Below are 24,031 nucleotides of genomic sequence, written 5' to 3'. Positions count from 1 at the left end.
GCTCCGAGCTCCCGCGTGTACAAAGGTGCCTCCACGCTAGCGTCAATTCGGGCGCGGTGAACAGAGGGCCCCTGTCGTTCTTGCGATGATCGGTCGGTGACCACGACACAGCAGTTCCCGTTTCCGCCCTCCGAGCCGCCCCGCAGACCGGGTGGCGGGAACGGCGACGGAGACGACGGCGGACGTGGAGACGGCCGTGGGGGCAGCCCTGGCGGCGGCCCTGGCGGCAGCCACGAAACCGGCCAGGATCTTTTCAGCGCCAGGGACCACAGACGTGCACAAGGCTCCCGGGTTGCTGACGGGCATGGTGGCGGTCATGGTCCTGGTCACGGCGAGGGGCCCGGTTACGGCTCCGGCGGCGGCCACGACCACGGCGACCACGGCCACGGCCACGGTGACCACGGCTCCGGCGGCGGGCAGGGGCCTGACGGTCCGGGTTCCGGCGGCGGGCACGGCCACTCGCACAGCCATGGCCACGGGCCGGCAGCGCCTGTCTCCAAGCATCTGCGCAAGGTCATCGCGGCGATCCTGATCCCGTTCGCCGCGGCGGTCGTGGTCGGGCTCGTGGTGCTGTGGCCCGGCGGCGCACCCGGGCACGAGCGCACGGGCGTCGGCTTCGACCGGCAGACCCAACAGGCCACGGTCACCAAGGTCGACAGCGTGAGCTGTTCGTCGGTCAACGCCTCGGGGGAGACCCCGACCGGCGACACCTCCACCGCCGAGGGCTCGTCGGCGCAGCAACAGGCGAACGGCACCTGCAAGAAGGCGACCATCCGCGTCGACACCGGCAAGGACAAGGGGCGTACGTTCACCGAGATCGTCCAGCCGGACCAGTCACGGCAGTTGCACGAGGGCGAGAAGATCGTGGTCGCCTACGAACCCTCCGCGCCGAAGGACCTTCAGTACTCGGTCACCGACGTCAACCGTCGCCTCCCGATGGCGCTGCTCGCCGGCATCTTCGCGCTCGCCGTGGTGGTCGTGGGCCGGCTGCGGGGCGTCATGGCCCTGGTCGCGCTGGCCATCAGCTTCCTGCTGCTGAACTTCTTCGTCCTGCCCGCGATCCTGCAGGGCTCGAATCCGCTGGTCGTGGCCGTGGTCGGGGCGAGCGCCATCATGCTGATCGCCCTGTACCTGTGCCACGGTCTGTCGGCCCGTACGTCCGTGGCGGTGCTCGGCACACTGATCTCACTGCTGCTGATCGGCCTCCTCGGCTCGCTGTTCATCGACTGGGCCGCGCTCACCGGCAACACGGACGACAACACCGGTCTGATCCACGGGCTGTATCCGTCGATCGACATGAGCGGTCTGCTGCTCGCCGGCGTCATCATCGGTTCCCTCGGTGTCCTCGACGACGTGACGGTCACCCAGACGTCGGCGGTCTGGGAACTGCACGAGGCCAATCCGAGCATGGGCTGGCGCGGGCTGTACCGGGCGGGCATACGGATCGGTCGCGACCACATCGCGTCCGTCGTCAACACGCTCGTCCTCGCCTACGCGGGCGCGGCGCTGCCGCTGCTGCTGCTCTTCTCGATCGCGCAGAGCAGCGTGGGGGCGGTCGCCAACAGCGAACTGGTCGCCGAGGAGATCGTGCGCACGCTGGTGGGCTCCATCGGCCTGGTCGCCTCGGTGCCGGTCACCACGGCGCTCGCGGCCCTGGTGGTATCGGCCGACCGGGCGGGGGCGGGGAGCCCTGCGACAGCAGGGGCGCCGGGGACGCCGGCAACGGAAGCGGCAATGACCGGTGGCCGACCGGCTCCCGCACGCGGCGGGAAGGGACGGCGGCGCAGGCGCTGAGACGGGAGAGCCGACCGGTCCGACCGAGTGGCCGACCGGACCGACGCGGCCGACCTCAGCATCAACCCGCCCCCGTCCCCGCTCCCGCCCCAGCCCACCAGACACCCACGCACCCACGCACCCACGCACCCACGCACCCACGCACCCACGCAGAAGCGTTACTGCACAACCCCGCGCCTGCGGCGAAGCGTTCCGCCGCTTCCCCGCCGAAACGCTTCAGCCCGCGCTCTGCTCCTCTGCCAGGATGCGGTCCAGGGCCTCGTCGAGGTGGGCGTCGAAGTCGGCGTGCGCCCCTTCCTGGCCCAGCGGCACCAGCTTGTCGGTGCGGTCGAGGAAGGCGATGAGCGGAGCCGTGGACGAGCGGAACACCGCCTGGTCGCTGCCGACCTGAAGCCGAATCAACACGTCGCCGAGTGAGTCGGGCTCGGCGGGCGAGACCCGCACGTCCCCGTCCCCGCACGGCCGCCCCACTCCGTCGATCAGCAGCTCGCGACCGAAGGCCCAGGTCACCGGGGCATCGCCCGGCAGATGGAAGGTCAGCCGGACGGCGTAGGGATCACAGGTCTCGTAGCGCAGCTCCACCGGAATTCGGAAGGAGAGCTCCTCGGAGACGAGAAAGCTCATCATGACCTCTGCCTGCACGGACTCGCGCATCGCCTACTCCGTCACTTGCAGTCGACTGGCTGGGAACCATTCCCTGACACTGATGGAATCTTGCTGAACGTGCACGATAGATCACAAGGAGTGAGTTTTCAGATACTGATAGAGATCGCGAGTGACCCCAGGAGCCGAGCCAGCGAACCTTGCAATTGTTGCGTTGCCCCCGGCAGCCGGTCGGCCTGGTGGGAGGGCAGGGAAATGGCCATCGTCGCGGCCGTGTCACCCACCGTGATGGGGATCGCCGCGCATACCGTCCCCAGCGCGTACTCCTGCCGCTCCGTCACCGGTTCGGCTCGCCTCATGCGTTCGAGCCGCCGGAGCATGGAGTGGTTGTCACGCACCGTGTAGGGGGTGATGGCCTGCACGGGGTAGCGGGCGAGGTGGTCGCGGCGGGCGTCGTCGTCCAACTGGGCCAGCAGGCACTGCCCGATGGCGTGCGCGTGCCCGGTCTCGCGGAAGTCGGCCCACTCCTCGACAGCTGGGTTGCCCGGGGTGTCGGAGACGCACATGACCTCGATCTCGCCATCGCGGTACATCGCGTAGTACACGGGTACGCCGATCGCGTCGCGCCAGTTTGCGAGCGTCTCCGCGACCGTGCTGCGACGTTTCTGCTGGGCTCCGCTGCTGCCCAGCCGCTCGGCCGCCTCGCCGAGGAAGAACAACCCCTTGTCGCGGCGTAGATAGCCCTCGTGCACGAGCGTGCGCAACAGGTGGTAGGCCGTGGGGAGCGCCAGGCCCGTCTCGCGGGCCAGTTGCTTGGCGGGGGCTCCGTATTCGTGTTCGGCGACGCATTCCAGCAGGCGCATCGCGCGCTGCACGGATCCGATGAGGGTCGAGGAGTGGGGCGGCGCGGGTGACGCGGTCGCCTGCCGCTGCGTCGGAGGGGTTGCCTGACGCGGCCGCGCCGACGGTGCGGCGGGCTGCTCGGGAGGCCGGATGCCGGCTCCCGGAGGCGGGAGGGCGGATCCCGAAGGCGGGAGGGCGGCTCTGCCGGTCGCGGCGGGTGCGTGGGGTTGAGCGGGTGCGGTGGGTACTTGGGATGGGACAAGTGCGGTGTCAACCGTGGCCATGGGTCACTCCGGAGCGCGAGGGGGCAGCCCGTGCGGAGGAACACGGGAGGGGGTGTACGCCGCTCGCGGGGTCGCCCCCGCGTCGAGTTCCGGACTCTAACCGTCTGCCACCGCCTGCAGACGGTCTGCCCGCGAAACTTCCCTCGCCCGAGGGAACCGGTGATTCCTGTTACCGATCGCCGGTTGCCCCGAGTTGATCGCTCACCAGTCGCTACGTGACGAAGAACTCGCCGTGAACTTCCGTACGACGTAAATCAGTCCGCCGACCAGTGCCACGAAGACCAGCAGCTTGAAGAGCAGGCCGATGACGAAGCCCACGACGCTGGCGATCAGCCCGCCGAACACGACCAGGGCGATGACCGGCACCGCAACCCACTTCACCCACCACGGCAGTCCCGTGAAGATCTCTCGCATCGCCCTCGCCTCTCTGGTGCCCGGCACTTCCGGTGCCGGATCTTCTGATGTCCTGCACTCGATGCTAGGGCCGGGAGGGGCCCCGGCGGGGGCCTCGCATCCCTTGTCCGCCCCTGACTGATCCCCTAGGGAACCCCGAGGTCTCAGGTCAGCTCTCGGGCGGAGAGAACACCACCATCACCCTCAGGTCCTCGCTGATGTGGTGGAACTTGTGTGCGACGCCGGCCGGTACGTAGACCACGCTGCCGCGCGCCACCTGGGTGGTCTCCATGCCGACGGTGATCGCGGCGCGGCCGCTCACGACGAAGTAGACCTCGTCCTGGTTGTGTGGTTGCTGCGGGTCGTGCTCGCCCGCGTCGAGTGCGTACAGGCCGACCGACATGTTCCGCTCCCGCAGGAACTGCAGGTAGGCGCCGTCGTTGGCGGCGCGCTCCGCCTCCAGTTCGTCCAACCGGAATGCCTTCATCGACTTCTTCCGCCCTCGCCCGTGTCGTAACCGATCTCGTCTGCCACGATCAGACACATGAAGAATTTCGTAGTCAAGACGATCGCCAACGCGGGCGCCCTGGCGGTCGCCGTATGGCTGCTGGACAAGATCACCCTGACCGGTGACAGCACGGGCAAGAAGGTCTGGACGCTGATCCTCGTCGCCCTGGTCTTCGGGTTGGTGAACTTCCTGGTCAAGCCCATCGTGAAGGTCCTCACCTTCCCTCTGTTCATCCTGACCCTCGGCCTGATAACCCTGGTGGTCAACGCCCTGATGCTGCTGCTCACCTCATGGCTGGCCGACAAGCTCGACCTGAGTTTCCACGTGGAGGGCTTCTGGACCGCCGTCCTCGGCGGCCTGATCATCTCTATCGTCTCGTGGGCGCTCCACGTTGTCCTGCCCGACGAGGACTGAGCACGCCATGACCTACCACGTCTGCTTCGTCTGCACCGGCAACATCTGCCGCTCCCCGATGGCCGAGTCCGTCTTCCGGGCCCGCATTCAGGAGGCCGGGCTCGACGGCCTGGTGGAGGTCGACAGCGCCGGCACGGGCGGCTGGCACGAGGGCGACGGCGCCGACCCGCGCACCGTCACCGTCCTCGAGAACGGCGGCTACGACAGTACCCACACGGCCCGCCGGTTCCAGCCGTCGTGGTTCGCGGACCTCGACCTCGTCATCGCCCTCGACGCCGGCCACCTCAAGGCCCTGCGCCGCCTCGCCCCCACCGCCCAGGACGCGGAGAAGGTGCGGCTGCTGCGTTCCTACGACCCCTCCGCGGGCCATGACCTCGACGTGCCGGACCCGTACTACGGAGATATGGACGGTTTCGAGGAGTGCCTTGAGATGGTGGAGACGGCGAGCGAGGGCCTGCTCGCCGCGGTACGCGAGGACATGGAGGGGCGGGCGGCATGAGCGCTACGGGCGGCGGGCACGGGTCCCCCGTGGACAGCGGTGACGGCACGCGCGCGGTGCGGGCCGGGCTGCCCGAGCCGGCCAAGAACGAGCCGACCCTGCCCGGTCCGGCGTTCGCCGCCCACTTCCATCTCCCGGGCGAGGTGACGGGTCCGTACAGCTACGGCCGCGACGACAACCCGACCTGGACCCTGCTGGAGCGTGCCATCGGCGAGCTGGAGGCACCGGGGCTGGACGACGTCGAGACACTCGTGTTCGCCTCGGGCATGGCCGCCATCTCCTCGGTGCTCTTCTCGCAACTGCGGGCCGGGGACGCCGTGGTCCTGCCCGTCGACGGCTACCAGGTGCTGCCGCTGGTGCGCGCGCAGCTGGAGGCGTACGGCATCGAGGTGCGCACCGCGCCGACCGGCGGTGATGCGCAGCTCGACGTCCTCGACGGGGCGAAGCTGCTGTGGATCGAGACACCTTCGAATCCCGGGCTCGACGTGTGCGACATCCGGCGGCTCGCCGAGGCGGCACGCGCGCGTGGCGCCCTGGTCGCCGTCGACAACACGCTCGCGACACCGCTCGGGCAGCGCCCGCTGGAACTCGGCGCCGACTTCTCCGTGGCCAGCGGCACCAAGCAGCTCACCGGGCACGGGGACATCCTGCTGGGATACGTCACCGGCCGCGACACCGAGGCCATGGCCGCCGTACGGCGCTGGCGGAAGATCGTCGGGGCGATCTCGGGGCCCATGGAGGCCTGGCTCGCCCACCGTTCGATCGCCACGCTCCAGCTACGGGTCGATCGGCAGAACGCGAGCGCCCTGGTCCTCGCGAAGGCACTGCGGGAGCACCCCGACGTGAGCGGGCTGCGCTATCCCGGGCTGCCCGACGACCCCTCACACAAGGTCGCCTCGCAACAGATGCGGCGCTACGGCTGCGTGGTCTCCTTCACGCTGCCCACGCGCGCGCGTGCCGACCGTTTTCTCGACGCACTGCGGCTTGTCGACGACGCGACCAGCTTCGGCGGGGTGCGCTCGACGGCCGAACGCCGCGGGCGCTGGGGCGGAGACGCCGTGCCGGATGGTTTCATTCGTTTCTCGGTGGGTGCCGAGGATCCCGAGGACCTGGTGGCGGATGTGCTGCGAGCGCTGGACGAATCGGCCGGGTGACACCTTCGCGGGCGGTCCCCGCTGCGTGCAACGGGCGGTCCGAGCCTCCCCCCTCGTGGCTCGGACCGCCCCGGTTCTGCGCGCGAAGAACCGCGCGAACAAGGCTAGTTGACTCTGTGTCAGTGTCCAATCACAGTAGCGACAGAGACCTATCGACATATTTATAGTTAGGCCCTGCCTCGGGGCCGGGAGAAGGGCAGGGAAGAGGAGGGCGTCGCCATGGATCTGGCCTTGCTGCGCACCTTTGTGACGGTGCACCGGGCCGGTTCCTTCACCCGCGCGGCCGCGCTGCTCGGCCTGTCACAGCCGGCCGTCACCTCACAGATCCGCACCCTGGAACGGCAGCTGGGGCGCCCCCTGTTCCTGCGCCAGGCCCGGGGAGTGACACCTACGACCATCGGCGACGAGCTCGCCCACAAGGCGGCGCCGCATCTCGACGCCCTCGTGGAGATCACCGAGGCCGGGCTCGACGACGAGTCCTCCTTACGGACCCTGCACCTCGCCGGCCCTCCCGAGTTCACCGCCGAGCGGGCGCTGCCCGCGCTCACCGAGCTGACCGGAGAGGACGGCCAGGGCTTCGCCCTGCGCGCCTCCTTCGGCAACGCCGAGGAAGTCCTGGAAGGACTGGCCGCCGGGCATCACGATCTGGCCATTTGTACGGCCCGTCCGCGCGGTTCCCTGCTCACGGCGACTGCGCTCTGCGACGAGGAGCACGTCCTGGTCGCCGCCCCGCGCTGGGCCGAACAGCTCGGCTCCGGGAAACCACGCCGCAAGGGGGCGCGGGTCCTGGAGAACGTCCCCGTGGTCGAGGTGCACGAGTCGCTGCCTTTCGTCTCCCGCTACTGGGCTTCGGTCTTCGACTCGCTTCCGGCGGCCCCGGGCACCGTGATCGTTCCCGACCTGCGCGCGGTCCTCGCCTGCGTGGTGGCAGGCGCCGGACTCGCGGTGCTGCCTCGCTATCTGTGCGCATCCGCCATGGCACACGGTGAGGTCGTCGCTCTGCACGAACCGGCGGTGCCACCCCTGCGAACGTACTTCCTGGTGGTCCGCACCGGCACGCTGGCGATGCCGCACATCGCGCGGGCTCACGACTGGCTGCTGCGGGCGGCAGGCAACTGGTGCTGAGCCTCGCATTTCAGCTGGTCACAGCCGCGCTTCAGCGCTGGCCGCCGCCTCGTTCCGAGCTGCTCACACGGTGAGCTCATGCGGTGACGTTTCGCGATGTTTCACGTGGAACCAGCGGGGCCACATTTCTCCCATGACCGTCCGACCTGTGGTCAAGCGCACCGCCCGTGCCGTTCTGCTGGACGGTGACGACCTGATTCTGATCAAACGCACCAAGCCCGGCATGGATCCCTACTGGCTCACCCCCGGCGGCGGGGTCGAGCCGGACGACACGACCGTCGTCGACGCCCTGCACCGTGAGGTGTACGAGGAGCTCGGCGCCAAGATCACCGATGTGGTGCCCTGCTTCGTCGACACCGTCGAGCACATCGGCGAGGACGCCGCCACGACCGGTGTGAAAGTGCAGCACTTCTTCGTCTGCCACCTGGAGTCCATGAACCCGTCCCTGCGGCACGGCCCCGAGGTGGACGAGCCCATCGGCGAGTACGAGATCGTGCGGGTGCCGTTCACCCGCGTCGGGATCGCCTCGGTCCACCTCGTACCGCTGTCGCTGCGGCACTACCTGGACGGCAACATCGAGGGCGTACGGGCCATGCACGCTCCGGACCTCGGCTGACATCCGACACCGGGTCACTGAGCGGCAACGACCAGCTCCTCCAACGAGTCGTGGCGTATGCGTTCCGACGGAATGCCGATGTCTCTGAGCGCGTCCACACCACTGCGGATCATTCCGGGCGGACCGGAGAGATAGGCGTCGAACTCGTTCCACGGCCCGTACTCGCGTATGGCGTCCGGGAGCTGGAGATGCGCCTGCTGGTCGATGACCGCCCGGACCGAGAGCCACGGGTGGGACTGCTGGAGCCTGAGCATCGTGTCGATGTCGTAGAGGTCGTGGTCGGTGCGGGCACCGTAGAACACCTCTACCGGGCGCCGCTGCCCGTGCTCGGCGACATCCTCGACCAGTGCCTTGATGGGCGCTATGCCGGTGCCGCCGCCCAGGCACAGCAGCCCGCTGTCGGTCGTGTGGTCGACGGTCATCGAACCGGCGGGCGGGCCGAGCCGGATGATGTCGCCGGGCCGCGCGCGGTGCACCAGGGCGTTGGAGACCCAGCCCGCGGGGACGGCCTTCACGTGGAACGACAGCAGGCCGTCGGAGCGGGGCGCCGAAGCGAAGGAGTAGTGCCGCCAGATCCTCGGCCACCAGGGCGTTTCCACGCTCGTGTACTGGCCTGCAAGGAAGGGATAAGGCTGGTCGGGGCGGACGGTGACGACCGCGACGTCCGGTGTTCTGAGGTCGTGTGCCACAACTTCCGCGTACCACCAGGCGGGGGCCCGCAGTTCGTCCGCCGCCGCCGCGTCGATCATGACCTGCGAGATCGTCGTGTACGTCCGGACCCAGGCCCCCTCCAGCTCCGGGTTCCAGATGGCGGAGGCGAACTTGCTCAGGGCGCCGATGAGGCACTCGCCGACGGCCGGGTAGTGCTCGGCCCGGGTGCCGTATTTGCGGTGGCCGCGGCCGAGGTTCTGCAGGTACTCGACGAGGACCTCGGTGTTGTCGATGTGCTCGGCCGCGGTGAGCAGCGCCTTGAGCAGCCGGTCCCGTTGGGTGTCCATCGCGGCCGGGAACAGCGACCGGAGATCGGGGTGGCGTACGAAGAGCAGCGCATAGAAGTACGAGGTGACCTTGTCGGCCACGGGGCTGACCTCGGCCATGGTCCGGCGGATGAGGACGGCGTCCGGGGAGGCGTCCTGCTGCGGGACTGAGCGCTGGACGGGAACGCGCTGTTCGGCCGGCGGGGCTTCGGCGGGCGCGGCTTGGTTGAGGAGGGGGGTCTGGACGAGCGGGGACCGGACGGGCGAAGTCGGGGCGGGGGCCGGGATGAAGGGCGACATCTCGGGGGTCTGTACCGCGCTGGGCTCGCCGGTCCCGGTGAACGCAGCGACATCGGCCGGGGTGGCGGACGGTGCGCCGGCAGTCGCCTCTGTGGGCGGCGTGTCGTCGATGGCCTCGGCGGGCGGGTACGCGTCCCCGGGCGCCTCGGCGGGCGGGTGTGCGTTCCCGGGCGCCGTTACGGGCGGTGCGATGGCCGGCGTCGGCGGGTCTGTGTCGGCGCCTGTCGCGTTCCTGCCCACCGGGCGCATCGCCGCCAGGCGGCTGCCGTCGGCGGTCTCCCTTTCGCTGCCAGGAGTCGTCGACGGCTGCTTGCGCGGCGCGAACCAGCCGCTCCCGCCGCCGGAAGTGCCGTTGTCGGCCGACGTGGTGGTCGGAGCGTCCATGGTGTGCCTCGCCTCGAACATCTTTCGGTCGGTCTGCGCACTTCCTTGGTCGGAAGGTGCCTGCTTTCCCCCGCAGACGGCTTGCTCTCTTGTCCGGCGCCGCAACCACTGCGGCCACATTCAACCCGTGTTCCTGCTCCGTACGGACAAGTAAGGCGAGAGTGTGACATTGGCCGCAGTACTCTCGCCGCAGCGTCTCACCCGGCGTGGACGCCCGGTCTCATTACCGGAAATACGGGTCTTCGATCTCTCCGTCCCGTTAGGATGCATTGCCTTGCTCTCGGCCCGATCAGGGCGTACAAGAGGGCCTCCTCACCCGGACACGAACCGGAGTCGACCATACCGGCCACCGCTCCGCACACAAGTCCCCCCTCCTCCTCCACGAATGCGACGAGGGGCGAACCATCAATTCCCTCAATTACCGGGCGTGGCGCACCAATTCATAGGCTTCCCACAGATCACGGCCCATGTAGGAGTGGGTCGAGATATCGGCCAGATGACCGTCCGCATTGACCGCGACGGAGATCGGCACCGCCCCGAACAGATCCTTGTCCGACAGCGAGTCCCCATAGGCGATGCAGTCGGCCCGCGCCACGCCGAACTCCTCACACAGCCGGTCGGCGATCCGGACCTTGGCCGCGGCGCTGAGCACCCCTGCAGGGTCGACGGGCTCGGTGAAAGGCAGCGCGGGAAAGCGGGACCCGTACGCCGCATGTGCGCCCCAGCCGATGAGCCTCTCCACGAAGAAGGAGGGTGAGAGCGACACGACGGCGCAGTAGTCGCCGTCGTTCCTGATCGCCGCCCAGACCTCGCGGATACGCGCCAGCCATGGGGCACCTTCGAAGGCCGCCACTACATGAGCCTCGGTGAGTTCCGACCAGAGTGTGCGCACCTCCGCCGCGTACTCGGGCGGCCCTATCAGCCCCGCGCCAATCGCCTGGTCGAGCGCCGCTGTCTCGGCTTCCAGTCCGAGCTGGCGGGAAATCTCCACGGGTGCGGAGCTTCCGTGCAACAACGTGCCGTCGAGGTCGAAGAGATGAAGTCTGGCCATACCGCCGAGGCTAGCGGGGTGGTTGTCCGGCTTCTGGGGCGGCCGTCGGACCGTCGCCGTTCGCTGGGTGTTTCACGTGAAACACCCAGCGTCTGTTCTCAGGCTGTCCAATTGGCTACGACATGGCCAAAAGCTCGTCCGTCTCCCGGGAAACAGGTGGACGTCGAGGGCCCCCGTCAGACAGCCTGACCTGCGTGCCGACTCCTTCTCCCACCGCTCTGCCCATCCGCCGTCTGACGCGTCGCGACCTCACCGCCTGCGCCGACTTGTCCGAGGACCGGGGGTGGCCACGCGAGGAGCACAAGTGGGGCTTCCTCCTCACGGCCGGCAAGGGTTACGGCATCGACGATCCCGACGGCGGACTTGTCAGCGCCTGTGTGGTCACCGAGTACGGACCGCAGGACCAACCCGATCTCGGAGCCATCGGCATGGTGCTGGTCGCCGAGCGGCATGCCCGGCAGGGCGTCGGACGCCGGCTGATGCGCCACGTCGTCTCAGCGATGGGCACCACACCGCTGACCTTGCACGCGACGCCGTACGGTCGCCCGCTCTACGAGGAACTCGGCTTCAAGGCCACCGGCCGGGCCGAGATGCTGCGCGGACACTTCACAGGGGACGGGCCGCCACCCGAGGTCGCCACGCGTGCGGCCACTGCCGAGGACCTCACAGGCATCCTCCGGCTCGACGAGGAGGTGTTCGGCGCCGATCGCACGCACATCGTCACCCGGCTGCCCGCCTTCGCCGACCAGTTGCGCGTCGCCGAGGAGAACGGCCGGATCGTCGGTTACGCGGCAGCCTGGCCCAACATGGACACCCACGTCGTCGGCCCGCTGATCGCCCGCGACACACGAACAGCGAAGGCCCTGATCGCCGCCCTCGCCGCTCACACCGAGCGTCCGCTGCGCACCGACATCGACGTACGGCACGAGGAGTTGCTGGCGTGGGCGAAGGCGCACGGTCTGGCGTCCCTCGCCTTGAACACCGTCATGACGTACGGCGTGGCGGAACTCCCCGGAGACTGGAGCCGGCGCTTCGCGCCGCTGACGGTGGCGGCGGCTTGAGCCACGTGGTGACACGGCGACGCCGGCTCCCGGGGGATCCAGGAACCGGCGTCGCCGTGCACAGCTCGTGATGGCGGGCAGCCGTACGGCTCACTGGTGAACGGCAGCCCGCTGATTGGCCGTCACGGCTTCAGCGACCTCCGTGCTGGGCCCGCTGCCGCGGCGCTCCATAGCGGACGACAGGACGGCGAGAAGCAGGGCGGCCGCGGCGAGGGCGGCACCGACCCAGTTGGGGGCGGTGTAGCCGAGGCCGGCTGAGATGACGAGTCCGCCGAGCCAGGCGGAGAGCGCGTTGCCGAGGTTGAAGGCGCCGATGTTCACGGCCGAGGCCAGTGTCGGGGCGCCGTGCGCCTGGTCCAGGACGCGCTTCTGCAGCGGCGGGACGGTGGCGAAGCCCAAGGCGCCGATCAGCACGATCGTGACGGCGGCCAGGGCCTTGTGGTGGGCAGTGAGCGTGAAGAGGGCAAGCACGACGGCCAGGGCGCCCAAAGAGACGTAGAGCATGGGCATCAAGGCGCGGTCGGCGTACGTGCCGCCGACGAGGTTGCCGAAGACCATGCCGACGCCGAAGAGGACGAGCAACCAGGTGACGGAGCCGTCGGCGAAGCCGGCGACCTGGGTCATCATCGGCGCGATGTAGGTGATGGCCGCGAAGACGCCGCCGAAGCCCAGGACGGTCATCGCCATCGCGAGCAGAACCTGCGCGTTCTTGAAAGCGGCCAGTTCGTGGCGCAGGCTCACGCCTTCCACCCTGGGCATCTCGGGGACGAGCTTGGCGATGCCGAGGAGGCCGATCACGCCCAGGACGGCGACGATCCCGAAGGTGACGCGCCAGCCGACGGTCTGCCCGACGAGCGTGCCCAGGGGGACGCCGACCACGTTGGCGACGGTCAGGCCGGTGAACATCATCACGATGGCTCCGGCCTTCTTGTCGGGGGCGACCAAGTCGGCCGCGACGACCGAGCCGATACCGAAGAAGGCCCCATGAGCGAGTGAGGCGATCACACGGCCGACCAGCATGACGGCGAAGGCGGGTGCGAGGGCGGACAGCAGATTGCCGACGATGAACAGCCCCATCAGCAGCATCAGCATCCGCTTGCGCGAGATCTTGGTACCGAGCACGGTCATCAGCGGGGCACCGAACATGACACCGAGCGCATAGCCGGTCACCAGGAAGCCGGCAGTGGGGATGGAGACCCCGAAGTCTCCCGCGACCTCGGGCAGCAAGCCCATGATCACGAACTCGGTCGTTCCGATTCCGAAGGCCCCGATCGCGAGGGCGAGAAGCGCGAGCGGCATGGGGATGACACCTTCCCAGACGATTGCAGGAGCGCGTTAAGCACGACCACATTAATTGCGCACGCTGGATACATGCAAACGCGCGCTATTTCGTGATCGCTACGTCTTGGTGTACAGCCGCTCCTGAAACGGAGGAGCAGACCGCATGACCGCCACGGACCCCGCGCTCATCGCCCTCCCACATCGAGCGGGCCCTGCAGGCGGCACACGATCTGAGCGTGACCGAGTCCCCACCGACCGCCGGAGTTCCCGCCGACCGTCGGGGCATCTACACCGACATCACCGAGTCGAACCTCAGGCCACCGGCAGAGGCCCGCCCCACCGAGGAGACCGCCCTGCGCGAAGCCCTCGACGCCGCCTCCCAGAACCCCGGACCGCCCCGGCCGCACGAACCGTCGAGACCCTCCGCCCGCCCGCACAGGGACGCTCCTGCATAGGGTGCAGCCATGGAGGATCTTGAGATACAGCCCGCGACGGTGGACGACATTCCCTCGATCGTCGCCATGCTCGCCGACGACCCCCTGGGCGCCCAGCGTGAGTCACCGGACGACTTGACGCCCTACCTGGCGGCACTGGAGCGCCTCACGAGCGACCCCAACCAGCATCTGGTGGTGGCCGTCCGTGAGAGCCGAGTCGTCGGTACGCTCCAGCTCACGATCATTCCCGGGCTGTCCCGGCGCGGTTCCACCAGGTCGATCGTCGAAGGCGTGCGCATCCATGCGGACGAGCGCGGCAGCGGCCTGGGGACGCGGCTCATCGAGTGGGCGATCGAGGAATCCCGTCGCCAGGGCTGCCAGTTGCTCCAGCTGACCTCGGACAACACCCGCACGGACGCCCACCGCTTCTACGAACGGCTCGGCTTCACTGCCTCTCACGTGGGATTCAAGCTGCAGCTGTGACATGCCGCTCCAAAGGCGGCACAACACTCCCGCCGAGACATGACGATGCGGCTTGTTTCACGTGAAACAAGCCGCATCACCGCGAGCGCGTCTAGCCGATACCTCGCCAGCCCTCGGGATCCACCCCGCCTGGCAGGGCAGCCCCCTCGTCGTACGGCTGACGCGTGAAGACGAACGACCCGAGGTCGAGATGGCTCACGGAACCGTCCGGGCGCCATACGGCCTTCAGGAGCTCCCCGGCGTAGTAGCCCTCCAGGCCCGTCCAGGTTCCGTCGCCATTCGCCCGGAACCGCGAACGGCGGCCGTTGCCGGAGAGGGGCTCCAGTGAGACCAGCCCGTCGGCCGTCAACCGCAGGGCGAAGGCATGTGTCCCCCAGTACCACTGGCCCGCCAACTCGAGCACGGTGGCGTCGACTTCTGTCAGGGGTCGCCACGGATCGGGGAAGTGCGGCTCGGATTCGGCGACGATCCGTACGAGATCGGCGCCCACGGCCGACAGCAGCGGGCCGGAGGTGCAGTTGGCCAGCACCACCGCCGCGACGTCGTCCGCCACGCTGATGGTGAGGTTGGCCAGGAAGCCCGGCAGTGACCCCGAATGTCCCACGAGCAGCCGCCCGTCCCGGTGCTGGATCTGCAGCCCCAGACCGTACGTGGCGGCGTCCGCAACATCCGCGGCCTCCGCCGGTGCCGCGGGCGTCCGCATCTCCCGCAGGGAGTCGACGCTCAGCACCCTGGCATCCCCCTTCGCCAGGAAGGCGGCGAATCGCGCCAAGTCCCCCGTGGTGGACCAGAGTTGTCCGGCCGGGGCCATCAGTCCGAGGTTCTCGGTCGGTTCCGGCAGCATCACGTCGGCCCACGGGTGCACCGCCCAGCCGCCGGCGTGCGGCGCCTGTGGCCGCGTGCCCGTACGGTCCAGGCCCAGAGGTTCAAGCACTTCGTTCCGCAGTACCTGCTCCCACGGGGCCCCGCGCAGTTTCTCGACGAGTGCGCCCAGGAGGGTGTAGCCGGGGTTTGAGTAGTGGAAGCGGCGGCCGGCCGGATGCCGGAAGGGCTGCTCCCCCAGCACGTCGGCGAGTTCAGGACGCAGGGACCCCGGAGTGCGCTCCCACCACGGCGAGGGTGACTCGGCCGCCAGTCCGCTCGTGTGCGCGAGCAGCTCGGCGATCGTGGCCTCCCCCGCACCGGTCCCCGGCACGTACTTCTCCAGGGGGTCCCCAAGGTCGAGCACACCCTCGTCGCGCAGCCGCAACACGAGAACGGCGGTGAAGGTCTTGGTGATCGACCCGATCCGGTACTGCACGTTCTCGTCCGGGCCGTGCCCATCCACCGAGGTCCGCGAGCCGTGCCACACTGCCTGCCCGCCCCGTACCACCGCCGCGACCAGCGACGGCGCACGCCCTTCAGCCTGGGCCACGGCAATCCGGTGCAACAGCGCCCGGCGCGTGCCGGGGAGCAACTCTTCCTGAGGTGTCGTCATGACCCCAGTCCATCCCGCGGGGTACTCGGGCGTCGAGCTCATTTGGCCCCGTGGGAGCCCCGTGGGGGGACTGATCAGGTCTGCGCCATGTCCACGAACCGCGAGTAGTGGCCCTGGAAGGCGACCGTGATCGTCGCCGTCGGGCCGTTACGGTGCTTGGCCACAATCAGGTCGGCCTCGCCCGCGCGCGGGGACTCCTTCTCGTAGGCGTCCTCGCGGTGCAACAGGATGACCATGTCGGCGTCCTGCTCGATGGAACCGGACTCACGCAGGTCGGAGACCATGGGCTTCTTGTCCGTGCGCTGCTCGGGACCACGGTTCAGCTGGGAGAGCGCGATGACCGGGACCTCCAGCTCCTTGGCCAGCAGCTTCAGATTTCGGGACATGTCCGAGACCTCCTGCTGACGGTTCTCGGCGCGCTTTGAACCGCCGGACTGCATCAGCTGGAGATAGTCGATGACGACAAGTCTGATGTCGTTGCGTTGCTTGAGCCGGCGGCACTTGGCACGGATCTCCATCATCGACAGGTTCGGGGAGTCGTCGATGAAGAGCGGCGCGGCCGATACGTCCGGCATGCGCCGGGCCAGGCGCGTCCAGTCCTCGTCGGTCATCGTGCCGGATCTCATGTGGTGCAGCGCAACGCGGGCCTCGGCGGACAGCAGACGCATCGCGATCTCGTTGCGGCCCATTTCGAGGGAGAAGATGACGCTCGGCAGGTTGTTCTTGATCGACGCGGCCCGCGCGAAGTCCAGTGCGAGCGTGGACTTACCCATGGCGGGACGGGCTGCGATGACAATCATCTGCCCCGGGTGCAGGCCGTTGGTGAGCGAGTCGAAGTCGGTGAATCCGGTGGGCACGCCGGTCATCTCGCCGCTGCGCGAGCCGATCGCCTCGATCTCGTCGAGCGCGCCTTCCATGATGTCGCCGAGCGGCAGGTAGTCCTCGCTGGTGCGCTGCTCGGTGACCGCGTAGATCTCCGCCTGGGCCCGGTTGACGATCTCGTCGACGTCGTCGTCGGCCGCGTATCCCATCTGCGTGATGCGGGTGCCGGCCTCGACCAGGCGGCGCAGGACGGCGCGCTCGTGAACGATCTCCGCGTAGTACTCGGCGTTCGCCGCCGTCGGCACGGTCTGGACGAGGGTGTGCAGATACGACGCCCCGCCGACCTTGTTGATCTCGCCGCGTTTGGTGAGCTCGGCGGCGATCGTGATGGGGTCGGCCGGCTCGCCCTTGGCGTAGACGTCGAGGATCGCCTGGTAGATCGTCTCGTGCGCGGGCTTGTAGAAGTCGTGGCCCTTGAGGACCTCGACGACATCGGCGATGGCGTCCTTGGACAGGAGCATGCCGCCGAGCACGGACTGCTCGGCGTCGAGGTCCTGCGGCGGCACACGCTCGAAGGACGAACCGCCGCCCTCCCAGGCGCCGTTCTCCCTGCCTCGGTCGTGCTGCTCGTCGCGCCCCCGGGCTCCGTCGCCGCGCCGGCGGGAGGCGGGCAGACGATCACTGGGACCGCTGTCGGCCCAGGGGTCGTCCAAGGGCTCGGAAATACTCACCCGAGCCACCTCCTCCCGTCCGCAGAGCGGACCTCGCCGTGCCCCTCATTTCTACGGCACGCCACTGACAAATGAGACGCCCAACTCCGGTTCTGGCGCGTCGGTTTTGTGATGCTTTCCAAGCCGACGGACGGAGTGGGCGCCGGTCCACGGTAGGCCCGCGGGCACCGTCAGCCAATCTGGTTATCCACAGGCCATGTGGACGACCGCCCGGATGCTGTGGAGAACTCCACAAAACCTGTGCACGACACGGTGGACAGCCCTGTGAACAAGCTTCACCTCCTTTCACGAGACATGATCTGACCTGCACTTTTCCCGTCCACCGGCTGTGCAGAAGAAAAACTTTCCCAGTCGGGCCAAGATCACATCAACCGGCGCACACGAGTGCGCACTGCGTGACAGCACGTAAGGGTCATTAAGGGATTACATCTATTACCTGTGGACGATTAGATTGGTGCTCATGACACAGGCTCCCGCGACCCCAAGGGCCGCCCGACGCCGGCACGACCGAGAGATCGTCGCGCTGGCCGTCCCGGCCTTCGGCGCACTGGTCGCCGAGCCCCTCTTCGTCATGGCCGACAGCGCGATCGTCGGCCATCTCGGTACCGCCCAACTCGCCGGCCTCGGCGTCGCCTCGGCCCTCCTCATGACCGCCGTCAGCATCTTCGTCTTCCTCGCCTACGCCACCACGGCCGCCGTCGCCCGACGCGTCGGCGCGGACGACCTCCAAGCCGCCATCCGTCAGGGCATGGACGGCATCTGGCTGGCGCTGCTGCTCGGCGCCCTCGTCATCGCCGTCGTCCTGCCCACAGCGCCGACCGTCGTAGAGCTCTTCGGCGCCTCCGACACCGCCGCCTCGTATGCGACCACTTATCTACGGATCTCGGCCCTGGGGATCCCGGCGATGCTCGTCGTGCTCGCCGCCACCGGTGTCCTGCGCGGACTGCAGGACACGAAGACCCCGCTGTACGTCGCCATCGGAGGCTTCGTCGCCAACGGCGCCCTCAACGTGGGCCTCGTCTACGGCGCCGACCTCGGCATCGCGGGATCCGCCTGGGGCACCGTCATCGCTCAATGCGGCATGGCCGCCGCCTATCTCGTGGTGGTCGTCCGCGGCGCCCGTCGACACGGTGCCTCACTGCGCCCCGACGCCGCCGGGATCCGAGCCTCCGCACAAGCCGGCGTACCTCTCCTGGTTCGCACGCTCTCCCTGCGGGCGATCCTGATGATCGCCACCGCTGTGGCGGCCCGCCTCGGCGACGCCGACATTGCGGCTCACCAGATCATCCTGTCGCTGTGGAGCCTGCTCGCCTTCGCGCTCGATGCCATCGCCATCGCCGGACAGGCCATCATCGGCCGCTATCTCGGCGCCGACGACCCGGAAGGCGCGCGTAATGTCTGCCGACGCATGGTGCAGTGGGGCATCGCGGCCGGCGTCGTGCTCGGCGTGCTGGTCGTGATCAGCCGCCCTGTTTTCCTGCCGCTGTTCACCAGCGACTCCGTGGTGAAGGATGCAGCCCTGCCCGCTCTGGTGATCGTCGCCCTTTCGCAGCCGATCTGCGGCGTCGTCTTCGTCCTGGACGGAGTCCTGATGGGTGCGGGCGACGGCCCGTACCTGGCGTGGGCGATGCTGGTCACCCTGGCCGTGTTCATCCCGGCCGCCTTCCTGGTTCCCGCACTCGGCGGCGGGCTCACGGCACTCTGGGCAGCCATGACGCTGATGATGACCGTGCGAATGCTGACGTTGTGGCTGCGATCCCGCTCCGGGCGCTGGCTGGTGACGGGTGCGACGCGCTGACCGTTTCACGTGAAACCGACGTTTCACGTGAAACATGGACTCCTCTGCCGGGTCTAGAGCACGCGGAAGGGGCCGCACCCGACTGGGTGCGGCCCCTTCCCTCAGCATCCGAGCCGAGTGCAGCGATCAGGCCGCGACGACCTCGATGTTGACCTTGGCGGCCACCTCGGGGTGCAGACGCACGGACGTCTCGTGGGCGCCCAGCGTCTTGATCGGCGTGCCCAGCTCGATGCGGCGCTTGTCGACCTCGGGGCCACCGGAAGCCTTGATCGCGGAAGCGATGTCGGCCGGGGTGACGGAGCCGAAGAGACGACCGGCGTCGCCGGAGCGGACGGCCAGGCGAACCTTGACACCTTCGAGCTGGGCCTTCACAGCGTTGGCCTGCTCGATGGTCTGGATCTCGTGGATCTTGCGAGCACGACGGATCTGCTCGACGTCCTTCTCGCCGCCCTTGGTCCAGCGGATCGCAAAGTTCCGCGGGATCAGGTAGTTGCGAGCGTAACCGTCCTTGACGTCGACGACGTCGCCCGCGGCACCGAGGCCGGAGACCTCGTGGGTGAGGATGATCTTCATGTTTCGGTCACCCTTCCCTTATCGCGCGGTGGAGGTGTAGGGCAGCAGCGCCATCTCACGGCTGTTCTTCACGGCCGTGGCGACGTCACGCTGATGCTGCGTGCAGTTGCCGGTCACGCGGCGGGCACGGATCTTGCCGCGGTCGGAAATGAACTTCCGCAGCATGTTCGTGTCCTTGTAGTCCACGTACGTGACCTTGTCCTTGCAGAAAGCGCAGACCTTCTTCTTCGGCTTGCGCACAGGCGGCTTCGCCATGGTGTATCTCCTGTGTGATCAAGAAGTTTGGGTACGACCCACCCTCGGCCCGAGGCCTAGAAGGGGGGCTCGTCCGAGTAGCCGCCGCCGGAGCCGCCGCCGGAGTTTCCACCCCAGCCGCCGCCACCGCCGCCACCGCCCTGGTTGCCAGCTGCGGGAGCGCTGGTCGCCCACGGGTCGTCGGCAGGAGCACTGCCGCCGCCCTGCTGACCGCCGCCGGAGCCACCGCCCCAGCTGCCGCCGCCCTGGGCGCCGCCACCGCCACCGCCGCCGTAACCACCCTGGCCACCGCGGCCGGCGGTCTTGGTGACCTTGGCCGTGGCACTGCGCAGGCTGGCGCCGACTTCCTCGACGTCCAGCTCGTAGACCGTGCGCTTGACGCCCTCACGGTCCTCATAGGACCGCTGCTTCAGCCGGCCCTGCACGATGACGCGCATGCCTCGCTGGAGCGACTCGGCGACGTTCTCAGCCGCCTGACGCCAGACCGAGCAGGTCAGGAACAGGCTCTCGCCGTCCTTCCACTCGTTCGTCTGGCGGTCGAAGGTGCGGGGGGTGGACGCGACACGGAACTTCGCGACCGCCGCACCGGAAGGGGTGAAGCGCAGCTCGGGGTCGTCGACAAGATTGCCGACGACCGTGATGACGGTCTCGCCTGCCATGGGGGAACCTCTCGGCGGGTTTGCTGCTGGCTGCTAGTGCTGCTACTCGGAATCCGAGATCAGCTGAGCGGGAGAGCTCAGTGGGTCTCGGGACGGAGGACCTTGGTCCGGAGGACCGACTCGTTCAGGTTCATCTGGCGGTCGAGCTCCTTGACGACCGCAGGCTCGGCCTGCAGGTCGATGACCGAGTAGATGCCCTCAGGCTTCTTCTTGATCTCGTACGAGAGACGACGACGGCCCCAGGTGTCGACCTTCTCGACCTTTCCGTTGCCCTCACGGACGACGGAGAGGAAGTTCTCGATCAGGGGGGCGACAGCGCGCTCCTCCAGATCGGGGTCGAGGATGACCATCACCTCGTAGTGACGCATGTAGAACCCACCTCCTTTGGACTCAACGGCCACGGCGGTTCCGTGGCAGGAGGGTTGTGATGCGTACGCAACGGTATCGGCCGCCACTGACAATCGGGGGTCCCGAAGGGGAGTCCTTTGTCGTGACGTGGGCAGACAACGGTGCAGACGGTACAGAGTACCCGCACGGCGGCTTCCGGTTGAAATCCGGTCGCCAGGGCCGTCAATCTGTACCCATCGGGTGTGTATGGCGCTACGATGCGCCGTCTTCCGCAGGAGGTGCCCTATGGCACAGGCATTGCGACCCAACACCGTCGGAGGCCTTTTCGCCACGGACGGCAAGCCCCACCCGCTCCAGGACACGCTGCTAGCGGTGACCCTGGTGCTGGGCCTCACGTCGTTCATCACGGCGATGTTCAACAGCCTGCATCTGCTGAGCTCCTGGACCGGCCTGGTGGGGATCCTCGTCGGCGCGTACGGGCAGTGGATCTCGGAGACGACGCGTGAGCGCTTCGGGCTGATCCTGGGCCTGGGCGCGTCCGGGGTCGGCTTCTTCCTCGGCATGGCGCACGGCGGTCTCTTCGGCGGGGTCGTCGGCTGACGCCACGGACATCGTCCGCTGAACCGCTCATAAAGTACGGCGGAACGCCTCGGCGGCCCACAGGCCGGGGCGAAGGTGCCGTATGCCCAGTCGGGGCGCTCGCAAGGCGCAGTAGGCTTCGGCGCGAGAGCCGGAGCCCCTGTACCCATGGGGACACACCAGCCCGAGGAGCGCCCCGAATGAGCCTGACCCTGAGGACGATCAGCCGCGAGCAGCATCTGGCGTACATCCAGAGCCTGCCGTCGGCGAGCCACATGCAGGTTCCGGCCTGGGCCGACGTCAAGGCGGAGTGGCGCTCCGAGAGCCTCGGCTGGTTCGACGACCGGACCGGCGAACTGGTCGGCGCGGGCCTCGTCCTCTACCGGCAGCTTCCCAAGATCAAGCGCTACCTCGCCTATTTGCCCGAGGGCCCGGTCATCAACTGGTTCGCGCCGAATCTGACCGAGTGGCTGGAACCGATGCTGGCGCACCTCAAGCATCAGGGCGCCTTCTCCGTGAAGATGGGCCCGCCGGTGATCATCAGGCGCTGGGAAGCGGCCTCCATCAAGCAGGGCATCCAGAACCCGGACGTGAAGCGTCTGCGGGACATCGAGGCCGACTTCATCGAACCTCGCGCCTTCGAAGTCTCCGACAAGCTGCGCCGCATGGGCTGGCAGCAGGGGGAGGACGGGGGCGCCGGCTTCGGTGACGTACAGCCCCGTTATGTCTTCCAGGTGCCGCTGGCGAACCGCTCGCTGGAAGAGGTCCACAAGAACTTCAACCAGCTGTGGCGCCGCAACATCAAGAAGGCCGAGAAGGCCGGCGTCGAGGTCGTGCAGGGCGGCTACCACGACCTCGAGGAGTGGCAGCGCCTGTACGAGATCACGGCTGTGCGCGACCACTTCCGGCCCCGCCCGCTGTCGTACTTCCAACGCATGTGGACGGCCCTCAACACCGAGGACCCCAACCGCATGCGGCTGTACTTCGCCCGGCACGACGGCGTGAATCTGTCGGCGGCGACGATGCTGATCGTCGGCGGCCACGTCTGGTACTCCTACGGCGCCTCCGACAACATCGGCCGTGAGGTCCGGCCCTCGAACGCGATGCAGTGGCGGATGCTGCGCGATGCCTACGCGCTCGGCGGCACGGTCTACGACCTGCGGGGCATCTCCGACTCTCTGGACGAGACCGACCACCTCTTCGGCCTGATCCAGTTCAAGGTGGGCACGGGCGGCCAAGCCGCCGAATACCTCGGCGAGTGGGACTTCCCGCTGAACAAACTGCTCCACAAGGCGCTCGACATCTACATGTCGCGCCGCTGACGTCGCGTTCTTCTCTTCAACAGCTCCCATACCTCTGATACACCGCAGCCACCAGAAAGGTTCCAGGTCCGGCCATGGCGCTCACCCTCTACGTCGACACCGCGCGCTGGCGGGCGCACCACAAGCACGTGCAGGAGCAGTTCCCGGGGCTCGTCCCGGTCTGCAAGGGCAACGGCTACGGCTTCGGACACGAGCGGCTGGCGGAGGAAGCCACGCGACTCGGCTCGGACGTCCTCGCCGTCGGTACGACGTACGAGGCCGCCCGGATCAAGGACTGGTTCGGCGGTGACCTGCTGGTGCTGACGCCGTACCGGCGCGGCGAGGAGCCCGTCCCGCTGCCCGACCGGGTCATCCGCTCGGTGTCGTCGATCGACGGGGTGTACGGCCTCGTGGGGGCCCGTGTGGTCATCGAGGTGATGTCCTCGATGAAGCGGCACGGCATCAGCGAGCAGGACCTGCCGCAGCTGCATACCGCCATAGAGAACGTCCGTCTCGAGGGCTTCGCGATCCACCTGCCGCTGGACCGTACCGACGGCTCGGACGCGGTCGAGGAGGTCATCGGCTGGATGGACCGGCTGCGCGCGGCCCGACTGCCGCTGCACACGATGTTCGTCAGCCACCTCAAGGCCGAGGACCTGGCCCGGCTGCAGCAGCAGTTCCCCCAGACCCGCTTCCGCGCCCGTATCGGCACGCGGCTGTGGCTGGGGGACCACGAGGCCACCGAGTACCGCGGGGCGGTCCTGGACGTCACACGCGTCGCCAAGGGGGACCGCTTCGGCTACCGGCAGCAGAAGGCGGCCTCGGACGGCTTCCTGGTGGTCGTGGCGGGCGGTACGTCGCACGGGGTGGGCCTGGAGGCCCCCAAGGCGCTGCACGGCGTCATGCCGCGTGCCAAGGGCGTCGCCCGCGCCGGCCTCGCCACGGTCAACCGGAACCTTTCTCCGTTCGTCTGGGGCGGCAAGCAGCGCTGGTTCGCGGAGCCGCCGCACATGCAGGTCTCCATCCTGTTCGTGCCTGCGGACGCCCCTGAGCCGAAGGTCGGCGAGGAGTTGGTGGCCCATCTGCGCCACACCACCACGCAGTTCGACCGGCTCGTCGACCGCTGAGCACCAGCTCGCCGCCCGCCGAGCGCCTCAGAAACAGCCCAAAGGCCGTACACGGAACGGCGCTTTCTAGGGGTCGTTGCAACACGTGGTCGTGTTGATCAGGCCGCGAGCAGTTTATGCAGGCGCTCGGCTGGGGTTTCCCAGCCGAGCGTTTTGC

The 24,031-nt window shown here is 68.5% G+C and carries 25 protein-coding genes and 1 pseudogene; 13 read left to right on the top strand and 13 right to left on the bottom strand.

From position 1 onward, the window contains the following. Positions 1–96: 96 nt before the first annotated feature. A complete protein-coding gene (locus ADK57_RS24400) occupies positions 97–1,794 on the top strand; it encodes a YibE/F family protein (RefSeq protein ID WP_078973307.1) in 1,698 nt (565 codons plus the stop codon). A gap of 216 nt (positions 1,795–2,010) precedes the next feature. On the opposite strand, the gene ADK57_RS24395 is transcribed toward ADK57_RS24400, so the two are convergent. The 4 genes from ADK57_RS24395 to ADK57_RS24380 form a co-directional block, all read right to left on the bottom strand. Then, entirely contained in the window at positions 2,011–2,448 is a 438-nt protein-coding gene (locus ADK57_RS24395) for an SsgA family sporulation/cell division regulator (protein WP_053751681.1), read from the bottom strand. 98 nt (positions 2,449–2,546) lie between these two features. Continuing rightward, entirely contained in the window at positions 2,547–3,392 is an 846-nt protein-coding gene (locus ADK57_RS24390) for an IclR family transcriptional regulator (RefSeq protein ID WP_420711890.1), read from the bottom strand. A gap of 333 nt (positions 3,393–3,725) precedes the next feature. Beyond that, entirely contained in the window at positions 3,726–3,938 is a 213-nt protein-coding gene (locus ADK57_RS24385; protein ID WP_053751679.1) for a DUF5326 family protein, read from the bottom strand. Positions 3,939–4,086: 148 nt separating this feature from the next. Then, complete coding sequence (locus tag ADK57_RS24380; protein ID WP_053751678.1) at positions 4,087–4,404, bottom strand: cupin domain-containing protein; 318 nt, start codon at positions 4,402–4,404, stop codon at positions 4,087–4,089. A 57-nt stretch (positions 4,405–4,461) separates the two neighbouring features. Here ADK57_RS24380 and ADK57_RS24375 point away from each other — a divergent pair, with 57 nt between their 5' ends. The 5 genes from ADK57_RS24375 to ADK57_RS24355 all read left to right on the top strand — a co-directional run bounded on the left by ADK57_RS24375 (position 4,462) and on the right by ADK57_RS24355 (position 8,233). Next, positions 4,462–4,839 (top strand): phage holin family protein, encoded by a 378-nt coding sequence (locus ADK57_RS24375; protein ID WP_030665982.1) that lies wholly within the window; start codon positions 4,462–4,464, stop codon positions 4,837–4,839. Between the two features lie 7 nt (positions 4,840–4,846). After that, positions 4,847–5,338, top strand: coding sequence for a low molecular weight protein-tyrosine-phosphatase (locus ADK57_RS24370; RefSeq protein ID WP_053751677.1), 492 nt, complete (start codon positions 4,847–4,849; stop codon positions 5,336–5,338). Continuing rightward, positions 5,335–6,492, top strand: a complete 1,158-nt coding sequence (locus tag ADK57_RS24365) for a cystathionine gamma-lyase (RefSeq protein WP_053751676.1) — start codon at positions 5,335–5,337, stop codon at positions 6,490–6,492. Before ADK57_RS24370 ends, ADK57_RS24365 begins: the two co-directional genes overlap by 4 nt. 219 nt (positions 6,493–6,711) lie before the next feature. Then, positions 6,712–7,617 carry a LysR family transcriptional regulator gene (locus tag ADK57_RS24360; RefSeq protein ID WP_053751675.1) on the top strand — a complete coding sequence of 302 codons (906 nt, stop codon included), beginning with the start codon at positions 6,712–6,714 and terminating at the stop codon, positions 7,615–7,617. Between the two features lie 133 nt (positions 7,618–7,750). Beyond that, complete coding sequence (locus tag ADK57_RS24355; protein ID WP_053751674.1) at positions 7,751–8,233, top strand: NUDIX domain-containing protein; 483 nt, start codon at positions 7,751–7,753, stop codon at positions 8,231–8,233. 14 nt (positions 8,234–8,247) lie between these two features. On the opposite strand, the gene ADK57_RS24350 is transcribed toward ADK57_RS24355, so the two are convergent. Both ADK57_RS24350 and ADK57_RS24345 read right to left on the bottom strand, forming a co-directional pair. After that, on the bottom strand, positions 8,248–9,894 hold the full coding sequence (locus tag ADK57_RS24350) for a globin domain-containing protein (RefSeq protein WP_199830673.1): 1,647 nt from the start codon (positions 9,892–9,894) through the stop codon (positions 8,248–8,250). A 418-nt stretch (positions 9,895–10,312) separates the two neighbouring features. Then, on the bottom strand, positions 10,313–10,945 hold the full coding sequence (locus ADK57_RS24345) for an HAD family hydrolase (RefSeq protein ID WP_053751673.1): 633 nt from the start codon (positions 10,943–10,945) through the stop codon (positions 10,313–10,315). Between the two features lie 194 nt (positions 10,946–11,139). Between ADK57_RS24345 and ADK57_RS24340 the strand changes: the two genes are divergently transcribed. Further along, positions 11,140–12,006 carry a GNAT family N-acetyltransferase gene (locus ADK57_RS24340; RefSeq protein WP_053751672.1) on the top strand — a complete coding sequence of 289 codons (867 nt, stop codon included), beginning with the start codon at positions 11,140–11,142 and terminating at the stop codon, positions 12,004–12,006. Between the two features lie 90 nt (positions 12,007–12,096). Here ADK57_RS24340 and ADK57_RS24335 read toward each other — a convergent pair whose 3' ends face one another. After that, positions 12,097–13,305 (bottom strand): MFS transporter, encoded by a 1,209-nt coding sequence (locus tag ADK57_RS24335; protein ID WP_053751671.1) that lies wholly within the window; start codon positions 13,303–13,305, stop codon positions 12,097–12,099. A gap of 176 nt (positions 13,306–13,481) precedes the next feature. Here ADK57_RS24335 and ADK57_RS50580 point away from each other — a divergent pair. Both ADK57_RS50580 and ADK57_RS24330 read left to right on the top strand, forming a co-directional pair. Then, positions 13,482–13,765 (top strand): annotated as a pseudogene (locus ADK57_RS50580) (hypothetical protein); the annotation flags it as partial. Beyond that, positions 13,752–14,204: a GNAT family N-acetyltransferase gene (locus ADK57_RS24330; RefSeq protein ID WP_053751670.1), complete on the top strand. Its 453-nt coding sequence runs from the start codon at positions 13,752–13,754 to the stop codon at positions 14,202–14,204. The pseudogene ADK57_RS50580 and the gene ADK57_RS24330, both read left to right, overlap by 14 nt. A gap of 91 nt (positions 14,205–14,295) precedes the next feature. Here the strand turns inward: ADK57_RS24330 and ADK57_RS24325 are convergent, their stop codons facing one another. Then, positions 14,296–15,681, bottom strand: coding sequence for a serine hydrolase domain-containing protein (locus tag ADK57_RS24325; RefSeq protein ID WP_053751669.1), 1,386 nt, complete (start codon positions 15,679–15,681; stop codon positions 14,296–14,298). Between the two features lie 74 nt (positions 15,682–15,755). After that, on the bottom strand, positions 15,756–17,234 hold the full coding sequence (dnaB, locus tag ADK57_RS24320) for a replicative DNA helicase (RefSeq protein WP_053751668.1): 1,479 nt from the start codon (positions 17,232–17,234) through the stop codon (positions 15,756–15,758). Positions 17,235–17,694: 460 nt separating this feature from the next. On the opposite strand from dnaB, the gene ADK57_RS24315 reads away from it, so the two are divergent. Further along, complete coding sequence (locus ADK57_RS24315; RefSeq protein ID WP_053751736.1) at positions 17,695–19,032, top strand: MATE family efflux transporter; 1,338 nt, start codon at positions 17,695–17,697, stop codon at positions 19,030–19,032. A 126-nt stretch (positions 19,033–19,158) separates the two neighbouring features. Here the strand turns inward: ADK57_RS24315 and rplI are convergent, their stop codons facing one another. The 4 genes from rplI to rpsF all read right to left on the bottom strand — a co-directional run bounded on the left by rplI (position 19,159) and on the right by rpsF (position 20,887). Beyond that, on the bottom strand, positions 19,159–19,605 hold the full coding sequence (rplI, locus tag ADK57_RS24310; protein WP_053751667.1) for a 50S ribosomal protein L9: 447 nt from the start codon (positions 19,603–19,605) through the stop codon (positions 19,159–19,161). Between the two features lie 18 nt (positions 19,606–19,623). Then, on the bottom strand, positions 19,624–19,860 hold the full coding sequence (rpsR, locus tag ADK57_RS24305; protein WP_003949403.1) for a 30S ribosomal protein S18: 237 nt from the start codon (positions 19,858–19,860) through the stop codon (positions 19,624–19,626). Between the two features lie 56 nt (positions 19,861–19,916). Continuing rightward, positions 19,917–20,519 (bottom strand): single-stranded DNA-binding protein, encoded by a 603-nt coding sequence (locus tag ADK57_RS24300; protein ID WP_053751666.1) that lies wholly within the window; start codon positions 20,517–20,519, stop codon positions 19,917–19,919. A 77-nt stretch (positions 20,520–20,596) separates the two neighbouring features. Then, the gene (gene rpsF / locus ADK57_RS24295; protein ID WP_005482942.1) at positions 20,597–20,887 is read right to left on the bottom strand and encodes a 30S ribosomal protein S6; all 291 of its coding nucleotides are present in this window, start codon (positions 20,885–20,887) and stop codon (positions 20,597–20,599) included. Positions 20,888–21,152: 265 nt separating this feature from the next. Between rpsF and ADK57_RS24290 the strand changes: the two genes are divergently transcribed. From ADK57_RS24290 to ADK57_RS24280, 3 genes are all read left to right on the top strand, one after another. Then, positions 21,153–21,467, top strand: a complete 315-nt coding sequence (locus tag ADK57_RS24290; protein WP_053751665.1) for a hypothetical protein — start codon at positions 21,153–21,155, stop codon at positions 21,465–21,467. Between the two features lie 179 nt (positions 21,468–21,646). Next, complete coding sequence (femX, locus tag ADK57_RS24285) at positions 21,647–22,768, top strand: peptidoglycan bridge formation glycyltransferase FemX (RefSeq protein WP_053751664.1); 1,122 nt, start codon at positions 21,647–21,649, stop codon at positions 22,766–22,768. A gap of 74 nt (positions 22,769–22,842) precedes the next feature. Next, positions 22,843–23,874: an alanine racemase gene (locus tag ADK57_RS24280; RefSeq protein ID WP_053751663.1), complete on the top strand. Its 1,032-nt coding sequence runs from the start codon at positions 22,843–22,845 to the stop codon at positions 23,872–23,874. Positions 23,875–24,031 lie beyond the last annotated feature (157 nt).

The sequence above is a fragment of the Streptomyces sp. MMG1533 genome, from assembly GCF_001279775.1.
Taxonomy (GTDB): domain Bacteria; phylum Actinomycetota; class Actinomycetes; order Streptomycetales; family Streptomycetaceae; genus Streptomyces.
The sequence above is the reverse complement of the archived record's forward strand: the minus strand, read 5'-3'. Positions and strand labels throughout refer to the sequence as shown.